This is a genomic window from uncultured Sanguibacteroides sp. (assembly GCF_900543425.1).
GTDB lineage: Bacteria > Bacteroidota > Bacteroidia > Bacteroidales > Marinifilaceae > Gabonibacter.
Window position 1 is genome coordinate 1 of sequence record NZ_UQRQ01000029.1, and the last position, 18246, is coordinate 18246.

Here is an 18246-nt window from a genome sequence, read left to right on the forward strand (position 1 = left end):
CCATTATATCAGGTTCATCTATGCTTTCCCCTCTAAACAATTCACTAGCCACCTTATGAACTGTTTCAATAAATGCAGGATGGGATATTGTCATTTCATTGTCTTTACTGAACACTGGCACTATACAATCATCCTTTAAACGTTGCATATCTATTGGTTCTGTATTAGCTTCAATGAAATGTTTCCTTCTTTTTTCCTTTTTACCTGGTTCCTCATCTTTTATTAATTCATAAGGAGTGTAAGTAGGTTCTTCCTTTATATCACTACTGCCAAATAAAACTGGAAGTAGACCTTCATTTTGATTTGGAATTAATGTTGTTGTATTCATATCTTTAATATTTTACTGGTGGTGGAAATAATTGAAATTTCTGTTTATATAGGGAATCTGTAAATTTCCCACCAACCTAAAGTTTTAAACACTATTATTACTTCTACTTGTTTCATCGCTTCTTTAGCTTTAAGCCAGTTAAGAAATTGAACTGGAAGTATGTTTCTATTCTATTTTCCAATGGTGGTGGAAATTATTACCTACTATGGTTATATATACCAATCCAGAGAAAAACTCACCAACCTAAATTTTCATATCTTATCGTTAGCTGAATAGCTATAATATCCCTCTTCATAGTAAAGAACGTAATCCAGTAACTCTACATCTATGTATGAAAGTGCCACCTTTACTTGTTGTGCCAGTTCTTCATCCAGTTTAGTTGGCTCAATATCTCCAGAAGGTTGATTGATACAAACGATCACACCTTTACAATTAGAAAGTGCAGCCAGTTGCATTATAAACCTAATATCCGTGATGTTGTAAGCTAACGCACCTTCACTTATTGTGGATATACCCAGTACTTGGTTTTTACCATTTAACAGGATAACTCTAGTTGAGATATGGTGTTCCACGGTATCTTTAAATGGAGAAACAAGTAACTCGTGTACATCTTTAGCTGTCACGATCTTGCACCTTTTAGAAGGTTTGGTATTGTTCCTGTACACCAGTTCAACCACTGGTACTTTTATTAATTCTTCGTTCATGATATAGTTTTATTTGATTTTTACTTTAAATACATAAGGAATTAGGAAATCGAGAGTGTTGTAAACCTGCCAGATTTGGCAAGGGAAAGAGAAATTCCGTTACTTATACCTTCTGTTAGAAAGCCAAAATGACTTCCTCTTTGGTATATCAACATCCTTTCCCTCCCCCTGTGCGCTCTCTGTCCCTGTATCTTTTACCTCTCGTTCAAGTGGGCATACCTTTTAAAGAGTTGGTAATATTCTTGTTTATCACCACTTTAGTAGAATAATGCTTTTACAAAAAAAAGAAGTAGAGAACGCTCTCTACTCTTCATCAAACAATATGGCAAATTTCCATACCGTTAGCGTGTACTCGCTTCCACCGTAATTGGCTTGGGTATCCATTTTGCCACAGGCGATAATGTTTTGTCCTTCCAAAATGGAAAATAAATCTCCATAGTTGGTATTCACCGCTAACGGGTAAATGTATTCTAACCTGTCCTTGTATTGTTTCTCTATAACAGGATCACAAGGAACGTCATTAGGCGTTATCCCTGTTTGATTAGAACCTTTCACTATGTTACGAACCCTAACGTCCACTTGTTCCTCTCCTTTCAGGCAAGACAAGCAAACATTAAACGGATCGTCCCCTTTAAAACCAACCACCTTTAGAATATCTCCAATTTTAGGTGGTGTTGGTAACGTGACCACTTTATTGGCTAACTTGGTGTTATTAATCTCTGAAAAACTTTTAGGCATGATAACCTCGTTCACTTTAAAATCTTGTTTTAACATGGCAATTTGTTTTTAATATTAATGATTTTTCTTTCAGGGCTGGGTGGGGGATGTAAATAGTACACCACTCTAGCATGGAATACTCTCTGTATATAATGGCAATTCAAATTTAAAGGGGAGGGGGTGTTTTATAGAGGATATATATATGGCTGTGATATTCTTCTGGGGTGTAAGGTGGTAATGTAGATTGAATAGAAATTATATTAATTTTCTTATATTTGTAATGTAATTAAATTTCAAGCTATATGATTACATCATTTAATTTAGAGAAAATGTTTGTAGAAGAAACAACATTTAAGGTGGAGAAAATAGAGGGTGGTGACAATATAAATTGTTATGATCCTGTGATACAGGACATCGTAAACCTATTATTTATGAATCGTATTGATGGCTATTATTTAAAACAAATAATAATAGAATGGGAGCCAGTGCTACGAACTACAACAAAAGACAGAGAAGAACTAGCTAAAATTTGTACAAGTAATTATTTTATTTCAAGCCAAGGTTCCTGTCAAGAATTATCTGATAAGAATCTGAATGATATTACAAATATTTGCAGGTTGCTGTTTAATAATCATGATATTGTAGAGCAAAAGCAAGCAGAAGTCTATAATACAGCAATTAATATATATTTTTCTATAAATCCACATATTGATATAGATATTAATTTTGAATCTGTTATATCTATATCTGTATTGTTCTACTTCTTGGCAAGAAGATATTTTTCAGCTCCATCAAATAAGCGTAAGGGACATTCCAAACGTTATTATAGTTAAAATAATGAAGAATGATATTTTGATTGGTGATGATAAAGGCTTGCCCTTTATAATATAGTACAAACGCAAGAAAGCAGGATTCAGATTAAATATTTATATCTGGATTCTGTTTTTCTATTTACGTATAAGTATGAAGTTACTTCTTAGAAATACAGTACTGTTTTCTTCACTTCTTTTTCTTGGCTAGAGGCTCTCTCTTTATAACATTTGGTATTTATCAATGAAGTAAGGAAATATTCTAAACTATGTATTTGATCTGGCATATTGGGCATAATTTAGGTAAGTTATATTTCAATGAATAATAGTTATAATTCTTCTTGGCATTTTTATCTCCATTTTTAATTGCAGCTTCCAGTTCTGTTTCTGGTTGATCGTACCTGTGAATACACAATATTTCCATTAGCTTGTAATCGTATGGAGGGGGAACAACATTCTTCTCTATACAATAATTATATATAATATCATACTTCTCTCTGGCTAGTTTATCGAATGTTTTTAATCCAAAGCTATTACTTGTACGTGGGGTATCCAGTATGATGTTGGAATCCGTTATAAGAAAGAAGTTATTAACCTCTACCGGTTTGCCATGTTCTATTGCCAAATCAATATATTTCTTTACCGTTTTGGGAGATAAATTTAATCGTCTTGATATTTCTGTCTTTGTATAATAAGTAATATTGGTATTATTGATACATAAACATTTAAGTAGTACTAGGAAGGCTTTTAACTCGTTAGGAATATCTTCCAGTAATAAACCTTTCTTGAACCTGATCCAGTTACTCTTTGGAATATTTACATGATATGTAACGGGTGTGGTTAATTGCCCTTCATTGTTCCTGTGATTGTATTCTTTACGCAGGAAACCTAAATCTTCAAATTTGGCAGTGTACTTGGAAATAGTATCTACATCTTTAATGCCTGTAACCTCACGAAGCGTTTCCCTCTGTACATGAGATTCACCTGTTTCATAATCTGATTTAAAAAGTAACCATGTAAATACATAAGTTTCATGCAAGGTCAACTTACCTGCAATATCTCTTGTTATGATTCTATAATTCTTGTTTTCTTCTCCATTTGCCATTATTAATTCCATTTTAAAACAACCATGTAAAAATGATCCACGGGTTCACTGGTTCTACTTTCATTTTGTAGAATAGGCTGACAAGCCTTTACTACCAATTCTAGTTATTAGTTTATTAGTTAATAGTATGTACCCTGTCAATTCCCTAAAAGCATACCCCGTCAAATCCCCAACTTTTAAATATTGATCTTTATAGATGGATAATCTCTTTATTTCAGGTTGGAATCTCTGGTTACATGATATACAGTTATCTTATATATCCTTATGTATTAATCTTTATGAACTGGCAACCCTTTGATTCTGGTGTTTTCATCTGGCACGTAGTATATCTTTCTCACTTTATCAACTTGCTTTTTGATGCGTTTCAGTCCTTTAGACTTTATCCAAAAACCGATTGATACCTTGTTATCTGGGATGCCAGATTGAACGGCTAATCGTCTTAATTGCTCGTAAGTGTACATGATTTAATAGTTTGGTTAGTTAGTATGATGTATCTAGTTTAGTGCCACTTGAAGATCAAAAAATACTCCCTGCTGGTAGACTTGCAAGGAGTAATAGAACTAGGATATTATCCATTATTCTTGAAAGGGTGATTCAGTTTAAAATCTAAATCATTCTTTATTTATATAGTTGTTTCAAATGGTTTGCTTTGATTATTAATATGATACAAAGATACAAAACTCGATCGTGAAGAACAATAAAAACTTGCAACTTGTTAAATACTAGTGTTTGTCGTTATATAGAGCTAGAATTTTATTTCATTAGAAAGGTATAAGGTTGTTTCTCGAATACCAGAAATGCACATTTTTAGCTGGGGTATATAAAACTATTTTTACCAGAAAATGTGCATCCTATATCTTAGATTTGGCAATGTATAAAGTTCTTTTTTTTTCTTGTAAATTAACTATACGACAAAGAGTTGTTCATATCCTTTTACCAAAGTCAGTCTGAACATTATTAGAGGGGAACCTGCATTTCGTTCGGAATATTTATAAATGTACAAATCACTTAACGTCAGCAAATGAAAACACAACTACAAGATCACTCGTATATTCTTAAAACATAATTGCGAATAAAATATTGAAATATTGAATCTCAAATAAAAGTTATTCATTATATTTGAATTCTGAATAATAAGAATTTTTATGGAGAAAAAAATTGTAAATAGGCGAGTTACATTGTTTGCTAGAGTGCCAATAATTATTGATGAACACACTTTACCCAAATTCGTAGAGGCATTCAGTGGCTTAGGGTTGTTACCTTCGGTAAATAAAGGTTTAGGTCTTAGACTTACTCCACAAGGCGTTATTCAAGAGAATGTGATATCATTAGAAATGAAATATCTTGATGACACATTAAAAGTATCAATAGGAGCAGATCGCTTTGATATTATTGATACTCAAAAAAATGAATCGATGGATATATTCATGCATAAGGTGAGAGAGATTATAGTCGCTATATCAAAAGTATATTTAGATGTATTTACGAGGTTAGCTCTTTGTACAACAGTTATTTTTGATATGGACATATTTTTATTGAATAAGATATATCAAAAAATTATTAATACGCAAGATGAGAATCCTGTAGAGTGGCAAATTAGAAAAGTATTACGTACGAAATTAGAGCAAAAGGATGAATTGATAATAAATAATGTTTATACATTATCAAGGAATATGATGCAAATAGGTGTAGAGCCTCCTGTTGATCGTATTATGCTTGATATAGATATTAATACAATTGTTGGAAGTGATGTAAACATCTTAAAACAATCAGAAAAAGATTTTTGGAAAATTGCGACACAAACAATTGAAAAAGCTATAAATGAATATACAGATTTAATATTACATGACTAATTTTTCAGCTATGGATATTATTAGCCAAAAGACAGATGTAATAGGTCAAATATCGGATTTTATTGACATATTTGAGAATTTATCAAAAGAGAATGTTTCCATAAAATGGCTACAAGAAGATCAAACTAAATCAAAGTTTCAAACATATTGGTGGCTTGATGACGATAAAATAGTGTATAACAGTTGTGTTAAATCATTTTTATTTCCATTAGAAGCTTTATCTGAAACGACATCTGAGTCTAATGTGATCCCTTTAAGCAATGAGGATTTCAAAATAAAATATCGAGATTATTTTTTGGATAAAATCAAGTCTACAAAGTTTGTAAGCGGGGAAGACAATTTGGCAACGGAATTGATGGCAACATTAATGAATGAAAATAAGGATGCTACATTATCTTTATTGACTGAATATGTTATAAATATAATATCTAACGAAATACTAGATGAATCTTTATTAGTGAAGATCATTTTAATGCTTACAGATTATGATTATAACGATTTATTTCCAATATCGCAAACAATTGCCCTAAATGTTTTAAAACTTAAAAATACCAAGGTAAATTCCGCTGCATTTAATTTATTTGGGCATTGGGGAAATAGGGAGGCTCTTAATATGCTTCGTAAGTATGACGAACCTGTAGAACCTTGGCTCAAAATGAAATATAACGTAATATTACATTCATTAGAAGAAAGATGCTCTATGCTCGTAAAATAAATAGTAACGCTTGGTTTATTGGTCCTTCATTAGATTCAGATGCCGTATCAGAATTAGGAACTTTTGAGCATACATTATCTGTATGGAAGGTTTCTGATGATAAACAAGATTTGGATAACATTGCGTTAGCTTTAGCCCTAACACGGGACAAAGTCGATGAAATGTATATTGTATTTTTGGATATTGAAAGTATTAAAACTAAGTATAAATGGAATTTGCAATTAATACCACAAACAGGAAATACGCATTATGAAAAAATGTGTGATTATCATATAAATTTTAAAGTTGAAAACTTTTGGGAACAAGGCTTTTTAGCAGAGCATATAAAGATACTTTTGAAGGATACTAATAATTATGTTTATTATGATGTTCCTACTTTGGAAAAATTACTTTATGAAGCTGTTAAAAAGAAAGATATACCTCGGGAAGAAATAAATAAAATAGGAAAATGGAATAAATCTTTAAAGAAACTAGAAGAGCAATATGGAAAATTATCTTGAATGAATGATAAAATTGAAGTGAATAATAGCCAGAAAATACATTGTTATATACCATTCTGGCTAAAACTCACCTTACTTGATTTATTAACTTTAGATGCAGCTAAAGTAAATTACTCATAGCTTCATCTATCTGTTCATTCTCAAAACTATCCAGATAGATTTGTGTTACCTTTTCAGAACTATGCCCCATTGCTTCTGATATAATAGAAGTTGTTACTCCTGATCTTTTTAATACCGTGGCGAATGAATGTCTTGCAACATAGGTCGTTAAGTTGATAGGTATATCTAATTCCTTACCAATAGTTTTAAGATAATAATTTACACTTCTTATAACTTTGGAAACCCTTTTTTTCTTTTGTTCCTCTGTTTTATGCTGGGGTAAAAGGATAGGAAACCAATACGATCGTGCGTTAGTCCTATATTTAAGAACTATTTCCATTGCTTTAGGTTGCAGGGGTAGCTTGATTAATTGTTTCGTCTTTCTTCTTGTGTAAACTAGATGTCCTTCCATTGCGTTCTCATCAGAGAGATGAGCAATATCAACAAAATTTATTCCTCCCATAAAATAGGAGAAAGCAAATATGTCAATAGCCAATTGTTGAAATGTACCTCTTGTAGAATTTGCATGATAGTTAATAACTTTCATTACATCATCTTTCATGATAGCACGTTTCGGTGTTTTCTTGTGGAGTTTGGATACTTTATAACTCTTAAAAGGATACAAATCAGATTTCACAAAACCTTGTTCTATGGCTAAATTATATACCGCTCGTAAAGTTCTAAAACGAATACCTATTGTATTATCTGCATTACCTTTGCTTCGTAACCATGCTTCATACTTCTTTAGCCAAGGTACATCAATATCTGAAAAGTATATATCCAGATGTCCGTTGAATTTTAACAATGATTTGTAGGCTACATCATGGTTTTCAGCATAGCCTAATCTTTTGGCAACCTTTAACTCCTGTATGCGCTCAAGGAATAATTCTCCTATTGTTTTGCGTTTAGTGGTGTTGTTGGTTTTTTGAATGAGGGTTTTAGCTGTAAACTCTTTATCTTCTGTTTTGAGTTCTATAAGCTGTTTTTGGTATTCTTTAAGCTTGCTTGCTATTAGGCAAACGATATTATTCCTGTTAGGGCAATTCCGTTTGGGTTGATTCTTTTCAAAGTCCCAATATCTAGGATCAATCGAAATACCTAAGCTATGGTAATTCCTTTTGCCTTGTTTGCTAATTCTTACCATTAAGGGACATTCTCCATTAGATAATTTCTTATATTTGTAGCAAGTAATATTTATTGTTGCTTCCATACTTCTTTTGTTTTGTGAGAAGTGTTTGGGATGTCAACTGAAACGTCAACCAACAATCAGATGATTAGATAAAGACAGAATAAAGTGATTGAATATTAGATATATATGATAATTGAAAATATGATTTCGAGGTGACTCAAAATCCAGTGTCCCTTAAAGACGTGCGGGTTCGATTCCCGCCCTGGGTACTAAAAAATCGAAAGATAACCCTCTTGGTCAGATGATCGAGAGGGTTTTTCTTTTGTGGGTGCGGCGGGGAATCTTTTTGTATTATTTCTGTTTTTGGGTAGTTTATAGGCAAATGTTTAAACCAGAATTTAGACATGAGTGCATCAGTATCAGTGATTTATTATACTTCAAAGATATTGAAGAATGGAAATCACCCTTTAATGCTTAAGTTATTAAAGATCGAAAGCCTAAATATGTCGGTTTAGGTGTTTCAATTCATCCTAATTATTGGGATTTTAAGAAGAATAAGCCCAAACCGAATTGTCCTAATTGTACAATTATATAAAGGCTTATTGTGGAAAAAATGAAAGAATATACAGGTGGAGTTGTTGAATTGCAGATAGAAAATAAGGATTTTACGAGTAAATCATTAATTGAAAAGGTAAACAACTACCGATTACTTGTTATATACCAATCTGGAGGAAAAGTTACGAACTTAAATATTTGACCATTAGTTGTTCATAACATGATGGTTTTACTGCTTTTGTAAAAAGAGGATAACGATATGAATTTAATTGAATTAAATATCGATAGAATAATTGCCTTGTGTAAAAAATACAAGGTGAATAAATTGTTTGTTTTCGGTTCTATTCTCACCGATCGGTTCAATAAAGAGAGCGATGTTGATTTTATCGTGAATTTTGACAAAGCACAAGTAACTGATTATTTTAAACGCTGCAAAAGTATAAAAATACAATAATATCACGTCTCTTATTTTTTTGTAAATTGTCGGAACTTTTATCAGTTAATGGCCGTGTTGCCGTATTTTGTTTTGGCGATAGTAGACAGGTTGTTGCTTTTTCATCTTTTCGGATAAATTCATCAAAAAAGGGAGGTGAAAAGGATTATTCTTTTCTGAAAATAAGCAGGTGTCCGGATGAAATGTTTATTTTTGTGGAAATAAGCTTTTAAGAACCTAATGTAAATCTGATGGATTGTAGCGAGATTTTTTACGCGGAGGAAACGGAATGCCTGAAGGAGTTGATTTGCGATATCGGAAGAAGGATGTGGCAACGAAATTACGTGGATGGTAACGGAGGGAATATCAGCATGCGCTTGAACGAGAATATGGTGTTGTGCACTCCGACTTATATTTCTAAAGGATTTATGAAACCGGAGGATATGTGTATGGTGGATATGCAGGGACGACAGCTTGCGGGAGAACGGTCGAGTACGAGCGAGATTAAGACTCACCTTGCTATTATGCGACAAAACCCGATGGCATTGGCTTGTGTGCACGCTCATCCTCCTTATACGACTTCGTTTGCGCTATGCGGGCGTTTGCCAATGGGAGGCGTCGTGTCCGAGGCGGAGATATTTTTGGGAGAACTGGGGTTGGCCCCGTACGGAAGACCGGGGTCGAAAGAATTAGAAGAGGCTGTTGCGGCTTTGGCTTTAGGTCGTAATGCGATTATTATGCAGGGACATGGAGCGATTACCTGGGGTAAAAGTGCCGAAGAGGCCTATTGGAAGATGGAGAACCTCGAAGCCTATTGTCAGGTGGTACATTTGGCGGAATGTCGTAAAGATACTTTAATTCCTTTTTCAGAAGAAGAGAGGAAAGATTTGAAACGTTTACGAGAAAAGTTTGATCAATGAATACGATTTTCGATATAGCGACTGTTCGAGCGGATTATGAACGGGGTGCGTTGGTCATTATAGATCAAACGCAACTTCCGAATCGAGAAACATACCTGACATTAAAAACTCCGGAGGAGATATGGGAGGCAATATATTTGTTAAAGGTAAGAGGGGCTCCGGCTATCGGGGTGGCGGCCGCTTACGGGGTCTCGGTCTGTATGCAGAATTACGGGGGTGAGGATATAGAGGGTTTTTGTGAAGAATTTGACCGGATAAAAAAATACCTGGCCGGTTCCCGTCCGACAGCCGTGAATTTGTTTACGGCTTTGGAACGAATGGAAAATTGTGTTCGAATGCATAAATCCGATGGTGTACGGGGGATAAAAGACGCTATGCGGCGAGAAGCGGAGGCGATTCGCTCGGAGGATGCGGCTGCTTGTCGTCGGATAGGGGAATGGGGGTTGTCGTTGTTGTCTCCCGGTATGGGGTTACTGACTCATTGTAATGCTGGTCATCTGGCTGTCTCTGAATATGGAACGGCATTGGCTCCGATCTATTTGGGGCAGGAGAACGGTTACGGTTTTAAGGTATTTGCAGACGAAACCCGGCCTTTGTTGCAGGGAGCCAGATTAACGTCCTTTGAGCTGAAAAAAGCGGGAGTGGATGTTACGTTGATATGCGATAATATGGCGTCCGCCGTAATGCAAAAAGGATGGGTACAAGCCGTGTTGGTCGGGTGTGACCGGGTGGCGGCCAATGGAGATACGGCAAATAAAATAGGGACTTCCGGAGTCGCCGTTTTGGCGAAGCATTACGGTATTCCTTTTTATGTCCTGGGGCCGACCTCTACGATTGATCTGGCATGCCTGACGGGAGAGCAAATCCGGATTGAGGAACGTCCGCCTGAAGAAGTTACCGAAAAATGGTATACTCATCGAATGGCCCCCGAAGGAGTAAAGGTATTTAATCCCGCTTTTGATATGACTTCCCATAGTTTAATAACTGCTGTTGTTACGGAAAAAGGGATCGCGTATCCTCCTTTTACCGATTCTTTCCGGAAGTGGTTGGAGTAGAATATAATAGATTATAAACAGGTTGTTGTCATTTTGTCATCATTTCTCTTTTTTAAATGACAAAATGTCTTTATCCGTGTGAAAATTTTGAAATATCTTGTTTTGAAATAAAGGCAAAAAGATGTTGTTGTGCATTGATTATGATGTTTTTATCCTGTATCTTTTTTTGTGAAGGGAAATGTGAAACTTTTAATTTACAGATTCGGTATACCCTTTGTATTTCCCTAAACACGAAAGGAGCATGAGATTATGAACATGAATAATTATACGATTAAGTCGCAGGAAGCCGTGCAGGAAGCCGTGCAGATTGCGCAGGAAAAAGGGCAACAGGCTATTGAAACGGGTCATCTGTTGAAAGGAATCATTGCCAAAGGTGAAAATATCACTAATTTCATTTTTAACAAATTGGGTGTCAACGGACGAAACGTGGTTTCGGCCTTGGATCGGATAGTCGATTCTTATCCGAAAGTTTCCGGGGGATCGCCTTATCTTTCCGAAGATGCCAATAAAGTGTTGGAGAAAGCAACAAAGATTGCGGGGGAGATGGGCGACCAGTATGTTTCTTTGGAACATATTATACTGGGATTATTATCCATACGGGATCAGGTCTCGCAATTGTTGAAAGACAGCGGAATGACGGAGAAGGAAGTCAAAGCTGCTATCGAGGAGTTGCGGAAAGGATCGAGGGTAAATTCACAGTCTGCCGAAGATAATTACGATGCTTTGGGACGGTATGCCATTAATCTGAATGAACGGGCTCGTAACGGGAAACTGGATCCGGTGATCGGACGTGACGACGAGATCCGTCGGGTATTGCAAATTTTGTCCCGGAGAACGAAGAATAATCCGATTTTGATCGGAGAGCCGGGAGTCGGTAAGACCGCTATAGCCGAAGGCTTGGCTCAGCGTATCGTTAACGGGGATGTGCCCTCGAACCTGGCGTCTAAGAGTATTTATTCTTTGGATATGGGGGCTTTGGTTGCCGGAGCTAAATATAAGGGAGAGTTCGAAGAGAGATTGAAGGCCGTGGTGAATGAGGTTTTGGCATCGGAAGGAGATATTATTCTTTTTATCGATGAGATCCATACGTTGGTCGGTGCCGGGAAATCAGAAGGTGCGATGGATGCGGCTAATATCTTAAAACCGGCCTTGGCGCGTGGTGATTTAAGGGCTATCGGAGCGACAACCTTGAACGAATATCAAAAGTATTTTGAGCAGGATAAGGCTTTGGAGCGTCGTTTCCAAAAGGTGATGATCGATGAGCCCGATGTGATGAGCGCCATCAGTATCATGCGGGGATTGAAGGAGCGTTACGAGAACCACCATAAGGTGAGAATTACAGACGATGCTATTATTGCCGCGGTAGAGTTGTCGCATCGGTATATATCCGACCGTTTCTTGCCGGATAAGGCGATCGACTTGGTGGATGAAGCTGCCGCAAAATTGCGGTTGGAGATGAATTCCGTTCCGGAGGAGATTGATGAATTGGATCGTAAGATCAAACAGTTAGAGATCGAGAAAGAGGCGATCAAACGGGAGGGAAAGAGCAAGAAGTTGGATGAGATACAGAAAGAGTTGGCCGATTTGAATCAAGAGCGTACGAAGTTACGGGCTCAGTGGGAATCTGAACGTTCTTTGATCGATGAGATTCAAAAGAACAAGGATGCTATTGAACAGTATAAATTTGAAGCTTCTCGGGCTGAGCGCGAGGGAGATTACGGAAAGGTAGCCGAATTGCGTTACGGTAAAATAAAATCTGCCGAACAGCGAATCGAAGAAGTTAAGGCGAAATTGGCCGATATGAAGCATGGAGAGTCCTTAATCCGAGAAGAGGTTACGGAGGATGATATTGCTTCGGTCGTGTCTAAGTGGACAGGGATACCGGTAAGCCGGATGATGCAGAGTGAACGTCAAAAGTTGTTACACCTGGAGGAAGAGTTGCACAAGCGGGTAGTCGGTCAGGATGTGGCTATTGCAGCCTTGGCGGATGCCGTACGTCGTAATCGGGCCGGGTTACAGGATGCCAAACGACCGATCGGTTCGTTTATCTTTTTAGGAACGACAGGTGTCGGTAAGACGGAGTTGGCAAAGGCTTTGGCCGAGTTTTTGTTTGACGACGAGTCTTTGATGACCCGTATCGACATGTCCGAATACCAGGAACGTCATTCCGTTTCCCGTTTGATCGGAGCGCCTCCCGGATACGTGGGGTATGACGAAGGTGGACAATTGACCGAAGCTGTTCGCCGGAAACCCTACTCTGTCGTTTTGTTGGACGAAATCGAGAAAGCACACCCGGATGTATTCAATATTTTGTTGCAAGTACTGGACGATGGCCGGTTGACGGATAATAAAGGGCGGGTAGTGGATTTTAAAAACACCATTATCATTATGACTTCTAATATCGGTGCTCATATTATTCAGGAGAAATTAAAGGATTTGAACGATGATAACCGGGAGGAGGTATTGGAGAAAACCAATCACGAGGTGTATGAATTGTTGAAAAAGACGATTCGTCCGGAATTCCTGAATCGTATCGATGAGGTGATTATGTTTACTCCTTTGCAAAAGTCCGAGATCGTGGATATCGTTCGGTTACAAGTCAACGGAGTTAATAAAATGCTCGCGAACAACGGAATTGTTTTGGAGGTAACGGATAAAGCGGTCGAATGGATTGCAGAAGCAGGTTATGACCCGCAATTCGGGGCACGTCCCGTGAAACGGATTATCCAACGGAACTTATTGAATGACCTTTCCAAACAGATATTGGCCGAACAGGTTTCTAAAGATGCTCATATCGTTGTGGAGGTAGATAATGATCATTTGGTCTTTAAAAATAAATAAGTAAAATTAGATTTAAAAGAGGCCGACCGAAAAGTAAAACTTTCGGTCGGCCTCCTTATGTTTTTTTGTGGTACTCGAGGCGGGACTTGAACCCGCACAGCCGCAATGGCCACGGGATTTTAAGTCCCGCGTGTCTACCGATTCCACCACTCGAGCAACTTGGAGCGAAAAACGGGACTCGAACCCGCGACCCTAACCTTGGCAAGGTTATGCTCTACCAACTGAGCTATTTTCGCAAAATATTAAATAACGCTTTTGGTATCTTCAAACCTCGCCAAGGTTGTGTCAATGACGCTTCGCTTTTGGGCAAGGTTATGCTCTACCAACTGTAGCTTTTTCGCAAATGCGAATGCAAATATAGAGCATTTTTTCTTTTGCACAAACGAATCCTTGTAAAAAATATAAAGAATTATTTTAGCTTTAGGTATTAAATTCTGTTTCTCATGTAGTTATTGAGTAAATTTAGTGGTTGTTTTTTTTGTTTTTTTTATTGAAATGATTGTTCCCGGCTTTAGAATGATTATATTTGTCGTGTTTTTTAAAGAAAAGAGATGTCTCATACAGGAAGTAGAAGGGTAAAAGGGTCATACTTTGTTTCTACGATCAGTATCGCTTTGGTGCTTGTGGTCGTGGGTGCTCTCGTGTTTATTCTATTGAATGCCCGCATGGTGTCGGATCATGTTAAGCGTAATATAGGTTTCGTCGTCATTATCAAGGATAATACGAATGAGGCTGAAATTAAGCGGGTACAAAAAATTCTGGATACTCGCCCCTACACTTATTCTTCTCAGTACATAACGAAAGAACAAGCTGCTGTTGCTTTCAAGAAAGAGATGGGAGAGGATTTTGAGGCTATTTTGGGAGCCAATCCGCTTTTGCCTTCTATCGAGATTAAATTGAATCCGGCGTATGCGAATAACGATTCTTTGGCGATGGTCGAAAAAGGGCTGGCTAAATTCGATATCATTCATGATATTTATTACCAGAAATCGATGATACAAAGTATCAATGAAAATATTCGTCGGATAAGTGTATTCTTTTTGATTGTCGGGGCCGTTTTAATGCTGATATCGTTTACTTTGATCCGGAATACGATACACTTGGCCGTGTACTCACAGCGTTTTTTGATAAAGACGATGCAGTTGGTAGGGGCAAAGCCGTTCTTCATTTGTAAGCCGTTCGTGTATGATAGCATGTGGAGAGGTTTCTTCGGTGCGATGATTGCGAATTTGGTGTTGTTGGGAGCTATATTTTTTCTACAAGAAAATATAGGAAGGGTGATGAATATTATACACCGGGATACAATCGTTATCATGGTGGTGTTTGTCGTTCTCTGCGGTATGTTTTTATCGTTTATATCGGCTTGGTATTCTGTTTATCGTTATTTGAATAGGGATTTAAATGAATTGTATACATAAAAAAAGATATATGGTAAATGATTTGAAAGAAAAGAAGGATGGTTTCCCCATACCCAAAAGTAACTATAAATTTATTTTGATCGGTTTCGGAATTGTCGTGTTGGGATTTATATTGATGATGGGAGGCGGATCTGATTCTCCGGATACCTTTAACTATGACATTTTTAGTTTTAGAAGAATTACCTTAGCCCCGATTGTCGTTTTATTTGGTTTTGGTTTCGTGTTTTGGGGTATTATGCGTAAACCTAAAGAGGAAAAGAGATAAGTGTAATATTAGATAGGACGAAAAGATGTTGTGGGAATTTTCCCGTTCTCAAATATAGATTATGGAGTGGTTTGAAGCTTTGGTACTTGGTATAATTCAAGGATTAACAGAATTCTTGCCCGTGAGCAGTTCCGGACATTTACAAATTTTTGGTGCATTATTTGGTGTTGAGGCGGAGGAAAATCTGACTTTTGCCGTTGCGGTTCATGCGGCAACCGTATGTAGTACGATTGTTATCCTATGGAAAGAAGTTTCTGTTTTGTTCCGGGGATTTTTTAGTTTCAGGTATAACGATGAAATGGCTTACGTGTTGAAAATAGTTATATCGATGATTCCGGTGGCGATTGTGGGATTTTGCTTCAAAGATTTTGTAGAAGAGATATTTGGCTCGGGTTTGTTGATTGTGGGTTGTATGTTATTGGTGACAGCATTGTTATTGACTTTTGCTTACTATGCCAAACCCCGGGAGAAGGCCAATATTTCGTATAAGGATGCTTTTATTATAGGTCTGGCACAAGCGTGTGCCGTATTGCCGGGATTATCCCGTTCAGGTTCGACGATTGCGACGGGTATATTGTTGGGAAATAAAAAAGAGATTGTTGCCAAATTTTCTTTTTTGATGGTTTTGATTCCTATTTTGGGAGAAGCTATGCTGGATTTGATGAAAGGGGATTTTTCTTCTGGCGATAGTATACCTATTATATCTTTAATTGTCGGGTTTGTCGCTGCTTTTGTTTCCGGTTGTATAGCTTGTAAGTGGATGATAAATATAGTGAAAAGAGGGAAATTAATTTGGTTTGCCCTTTATTGTGCTGTTGTAGGAATATTGACAATTGTGTTGGGATGACAGAAATTTGGAGTAAGATTCGATTCCGTGAAGAAGGGGATTTTCATGCTGGGGCTGTAATCGTGATTGATAAACCTTTACATTGGACCTCTTTTGATGTAGTGAATAAGGTTCGGATCTGTTTGAAAAAGAAGTTTGGAAAGATAAAGGTAGGACATGCAGGGACGTTGGATCCTTTGGCGAGTGGAGTTGTGATCGTATGCGTGGGGAAGGAAACGAAGGAGATTGAAAAATACATGGGAGAAGAGAAAGAATATGTTGCGGAAATAACTTTCGGGCATACGACTCCTTCTTATGATTTGGAGACATCTTTTAACGGGACCTTTACGTATGAGCATGTGAATCGTATGTTGATGGAAGAAGTCATTACCCGTTTTGTCGGTGAAGTCGAGCAGTATCCTCCGATTTTCTCTGCTGTACGAGTGGATGGAGTCCGTGCTTATGAGAAGGCTCGCAAAGGAGATGAGGTGGAAATGAAGAGTCGTCGGGTGACGATTCGGGAGATTGAGGTTGTAAAAATGGAACTTCCAGTGGTTGAGTTAAGAATCGTGTGCAGTAAAGGAACTTATATCCGTTCGTTGGCACATGATTTAGGGCAAGCCTGTGGAAGCGGTTCGTATCTTTCTGCTTTACGGCGGACCCGGGTGGGTGGATTTAAAGTGGAAGATGCTTGTAAAATGGATGAAATAGTTGAAACATTGCAGGAGATACTGTGATTTTCAAAATTTGATAAATAATAAAATTTAGTTTACTCATATGAAGCTATCAAAGTTTAAATACAAGTTGCCTACAGAATTAATAGCGCTACATCCCATGCAGAATCGGGATGAGAGTAGGTTAATGGTATTGGACAGAAAAACAGGAAAGATTGAACATAAAGTATTCAAGGATATCATTGATTATTTTGAAGAAAAAGATGTTTTTGTGTTTAATGATACGAAAGTTTTTCCTGCAAGGTTGTATGGGAATAAGGAGAAGACCGGAGCCGAGATCGAGGTGTTCCTATTGAGAGAGTTAAATAGGGATCTTCGGATTTGGGATGTTTTGGTAGATCCTGCCCGTAAAATACGGATCGGGAATAAGTTGTATTTTGGGGAAGATGATAGTATGGTAGCCGAGGTGATCGATAATACGACTTCTCGCGGAAGAACGTTACGTTTTTTGTTTGATGGAGAATATGATGAATTTAAGAAGGAATTATATGCTTTAGGAGAAACGCCATTACCTCGTTTTATCACACGAAAGGTGGAGCCGGAAGATGCGGAACGTTATCAGACTATTTTTGCGAAAAACGAGGGAGCTGTTGCCGCTCCTACAGCAGGAATGCATTTTAGCCGGGAATTGATGAAACGCATGGAGATTAAAGGGATCGATTTCGCTTATATCACGCTACATGTCGGATTAGGGAATTTCCGGGAAGTTGATGTGGAAGATCTGACAAAACATAAGATGGATTCCGAGCAGATTGTGGTAGGCTCCGAGACGGTGAAAATAGTGAATGATGCTAAAGATGAAAAACATAAGGTATGTGCGGTGGGTACTACCGTCGTTAGAACGTTGGAAAGTTGTGTTACAACAAAAGGACGTTTGACAGAATTTGACGGATGGACAAATAAATTTATTTTTCCTCCCTATGATTTTAGTGTACCCGATGCTTTTATATCTAATTTTCATCTGCCTTATTCGACATTACTGATGATGGTTGCAGCTTTTGGAGGGTACGATTTTGTGATGGAGGCTTATAACCAGGCTGTTAAGGAAAAATATAGATTCGGGACTTATGGGGATGCCATGTTGATCCTGTAGATGGGATGGTCTGAGGATATTTGTCTATATGACTATATGTCAAATGATTAATGGAGGAAGAAGGGAGTCTTTTGTCATAAGGCCATGCCTGAAAACTTTTGAGATATCTTTTGAAAAAACAAGAGAGGGTGCATCCTGATGTATGGG

At 37.3% G+C, this 18246-nt stretch carries 19 protein-coding genes and 2 tRNA genes; 14 read left to right on the top strand and 7 right to left on the bottom strand.

What is annotated here, in order from left to right; genetic code table 11:
• The 3 genes from QZR76_RS12485 to QZR76_RS12495 all read right to left on the bottom strand — a co-directional run.
• The coding region (locus QZR76_RS12485; RefSeq protein WP_294143145.1) for a DUF3871 family protein at nt 1-328 on the bottom strand (328 nt) is incomplete at its 3' end.
• Between the two features lie 251 nt (nt 329-579).
• Nucleotides 580-1032, bottom strand: a complete 453-nt coding sequence (locus QZR76_RS12490; protein WP_294143146.1) for a JAB domain-containing protein — start codon at nt 1030-1032, stop codon at nt 580-582.
• A 303-nt stretch (nt 1033-1335) separates the two neighbouring features.
• Complete coding sequence (locus QZR76_RS12495; protein WP_294143147.1) at nt 1336-1806, bottom strand: hypothetical protein; 471 nt, start codon at nt 1804-1806, stop codon at nt 1336-1338.
• 245 nt (nt 1807-2051) lie between these two features.
• On the opposite strand from QZR76_RS12495, the gene QZR76_RS12500 reads away from it, so the two are divergent.
• Nucleotides 2052-2582, top strand: a complete 531-nt coding sequence (locus QZR76_RS12500) for a hypothetical protein (RefSeq protein WP_294143148.1) — start codon at nt 2052-2054, stop codon at nt 2580-2582.
• A 238-nt stretch (nt 2583-2820) separates the two neighbouring features.
• Here the strand turns inward: QZR76_RS12500 and QZR76_RS12505 are convergent, their stop codons facing one another.
• Complete coding sequence (locus QZR76_RS12505; RefSeq protein WP_294143149.1) at nt 2821-3663, bottom strand: hypothetical protein; 843 nt, start codon at nt 3661-3663, stop codon at nt 2821-2823.
• A gap of 1145 nt (nt 3664-4808) precedes the next feature.
• On the opposite strand from QZR76_RS12505, the gene QZR76_RS12510 reads away from it, so the two are divergent.
• The 3 genes from QZR76_RS12510 to QZR76_RS12520 are packed head-to-tail and all read left to right on the top strand — an operon-like array spanning nt 4809 to nt 6731.
• Entirely contained in the window at nt 4809-5516 is a 708-nt protein-coding gene (locus tag QZR76_RS12510; protein ID WP_294143150.1) for a hypothetical protein, read from the top strand.
• Nucleotides 5517-5526: 10 nt separating this feature from the next.
• Nucleotides 5527-6231, top strand: coding sequence for a hypothetical protein (locus QZR76_RS12515; RefSeq protein ID WP_294143151.1), 705 nt, complete (start codon nt 5527-5529; stop codon nt 6229-6231).
• On the top strand, nt 6210-6731 hold the full coding sequence (locus QZR76_RS12520) for a hypothetical protein (protein WP_294143152.1): 522 nt from the start codon (nt 6210-6212) through the stop codon (nt 6729-6731). The genes QZR76_RS12515 and QZR76_RS12520 overlap by 22 nt, the downstream gene beginning before the upstream one ends.
• A gap of 100 nt (nt 6732-6831) precedes the next feature.
• On the opposite strand, the gene QZR76_RS12525 is transcribed toward QZR76_RS12520, so the two are convergent.
• A complete protein-coding gene (locus tag QZR76_RS12525) occupies nt 6832-8040 on the bottom strand; it encodes a site-specific integrase (protein WP_294143153.1) in 1209 nt (402 codons plus the stop codon).
• 442 nt (nt 8041-8482) lie between these two features.
• Between QZR76_RS12525 and QZR76_RS12530 the strand changes: the two genes are divergently transcribed.
• The 5 genes from QZR76_RS12530 (at nt 8483) to clpB (ending at nt 13763) form a co-directional block, all read left to right on the top strand.
• On the top strand, nt 8483-8554 hold the full coding sequence (locus QZR76_RS12530; RefSeq protein WP_294143179.1) for a hypothetical protein: 72 nt from the start codon (nt 8483-8485) through the stop codon (nt 8552-8554).
• 219 nt (nt 8555-8773) lie between these two features.
• Nucleotides 8774-8968 carry a nucleotidyltransferase domain-containing protein gene (locus tag QZR76_RS12535; RefSeq protein WP_294143154.1) on the top strand — a complete coding sequence of 65 codons (195 nt, stop codon included), beginning with the start codon at nt 8774-8776 and terminating at the stop codon, nt 8966-8968.
• Between the two features lie 230 nt (nt 8969-9198).
• Nucleotides 9199-9867, top strand: a complete 669-nt coding sequence (locus QZR76_RS12540; protein WP_294143155.1) for a class II aldolase/adducin family protein — start codon at nt 9199-9201, stop codon at nt 9865-9867.
• Nucleotides 9864-10922, top strand: coding sequence for an S-methyl-5-thioribose-1-phosphate isomerase (mtnA, locus tag QZR76_RS12545; RefSeq protein ID WP_294143156.1), 1059 nt, complete (start codon nt 9864-9866; stop codon nt 10920-10922). The genes QZR76_RS12540 and mtnA overlap by 4 nt, the downstream gene beginning before the upstream one ends.
• A gap of 249 nt (nt 10923-11171) precedes the next feature.
• The gene (clpB, locus tag QZR76_RS12550) at nt 11172-13763 is read left to right on the top strand and encodes an ATP-dependent chaperone ClpB (protein WP_294143157.1); all 2592 of its coding nucleotides are present in this window, start codon (nt 11172-11174) and stop codon (nt 13761-13763) included.
• A 68-nt stretch (nt 13764-13831) separates the two neighbouring features.
• On the opposite strand, the gene QZR76_RS12555 is transcribed toward clpB, so the two are convergent.
• A tRNA-Leu gene (locus QZR76_RS12555) sits at nt 13832-13919 on the bottom strand.
• A 4-nt stretch (nt 13920-13923) separates the two neighbouring features.
• Nucleotides 13924-13999 (bottom strand) — tRNA-Gly (locus tag QZR76_RS12560).
• Between the two features lie 315 nt (nt 14000-14314).
• Here QZR76_RS12560 and QZR76_RS12565 point away from each other — a divergent pair.
• From QZR76_RS12565 to queA, 5 genes are all read left to right on the top strand, one after another.
• A complete protein-coding gene (locus tag QZR76_RS12565) occupies nt 14315-15181 on the top strand; it encodes a permease-like cell division protein FtsX (protein WP_294143158.1) in 867 nt (288 codons plus the stop codon).
• Nucleotides 15182-15191: 10 nt separating this feature from the next.
• Nucleotides 15192-15446, top strand: coding sequence for a DUF3098 domain-containing protein (locus tag QZR76_RS12570; protein WP_294143159.1), 255 nt, complete (start codon nt 15192-15194; stop codon nt 15444-15446).
• Nucleotides 15447-15507: 61 nt separating this feature from the next.
• Entirely contained in the window at nt 15508-16293 is a 786-nt protein-coding gene (locus QZR76_RS12575) for an undecaprenyl-diphosphate phosphatase (RefSeq protein ID WP_294143160.1), read from the top strand.
• Nucleotides 16290-17009: a tRNA pseudouridine(55) synthase TruB gene (gene truB, locus QZR76_RS12580; protein WP_294143161.1), complete on the top strand. Its 720-nt coding sequence runs from the start codon at nt 16290-16292 to the stop codon at nt 17007-17009. Before QZR76_RS12575 ends, truB begins: the two co-directional genes overlap by 4 nt.
• 40 nt (nt 17010-17049) lie before the next feature.
• Nucleotides 17050-18099, top strand: a complete 1050-nt coding sequence (gene queA, locus QZR76_RS12585; RefSeq protein WP_294143162.1) for a tRNA preQ1(34) S-adenosylmethionine ribosyltransferase-isomerase QueA — start codon at nt 17050-17052, stop codon at nt 18097-18099.
• Nucleotides 18100-18246 lie beyond the last annotated feature (147 nt).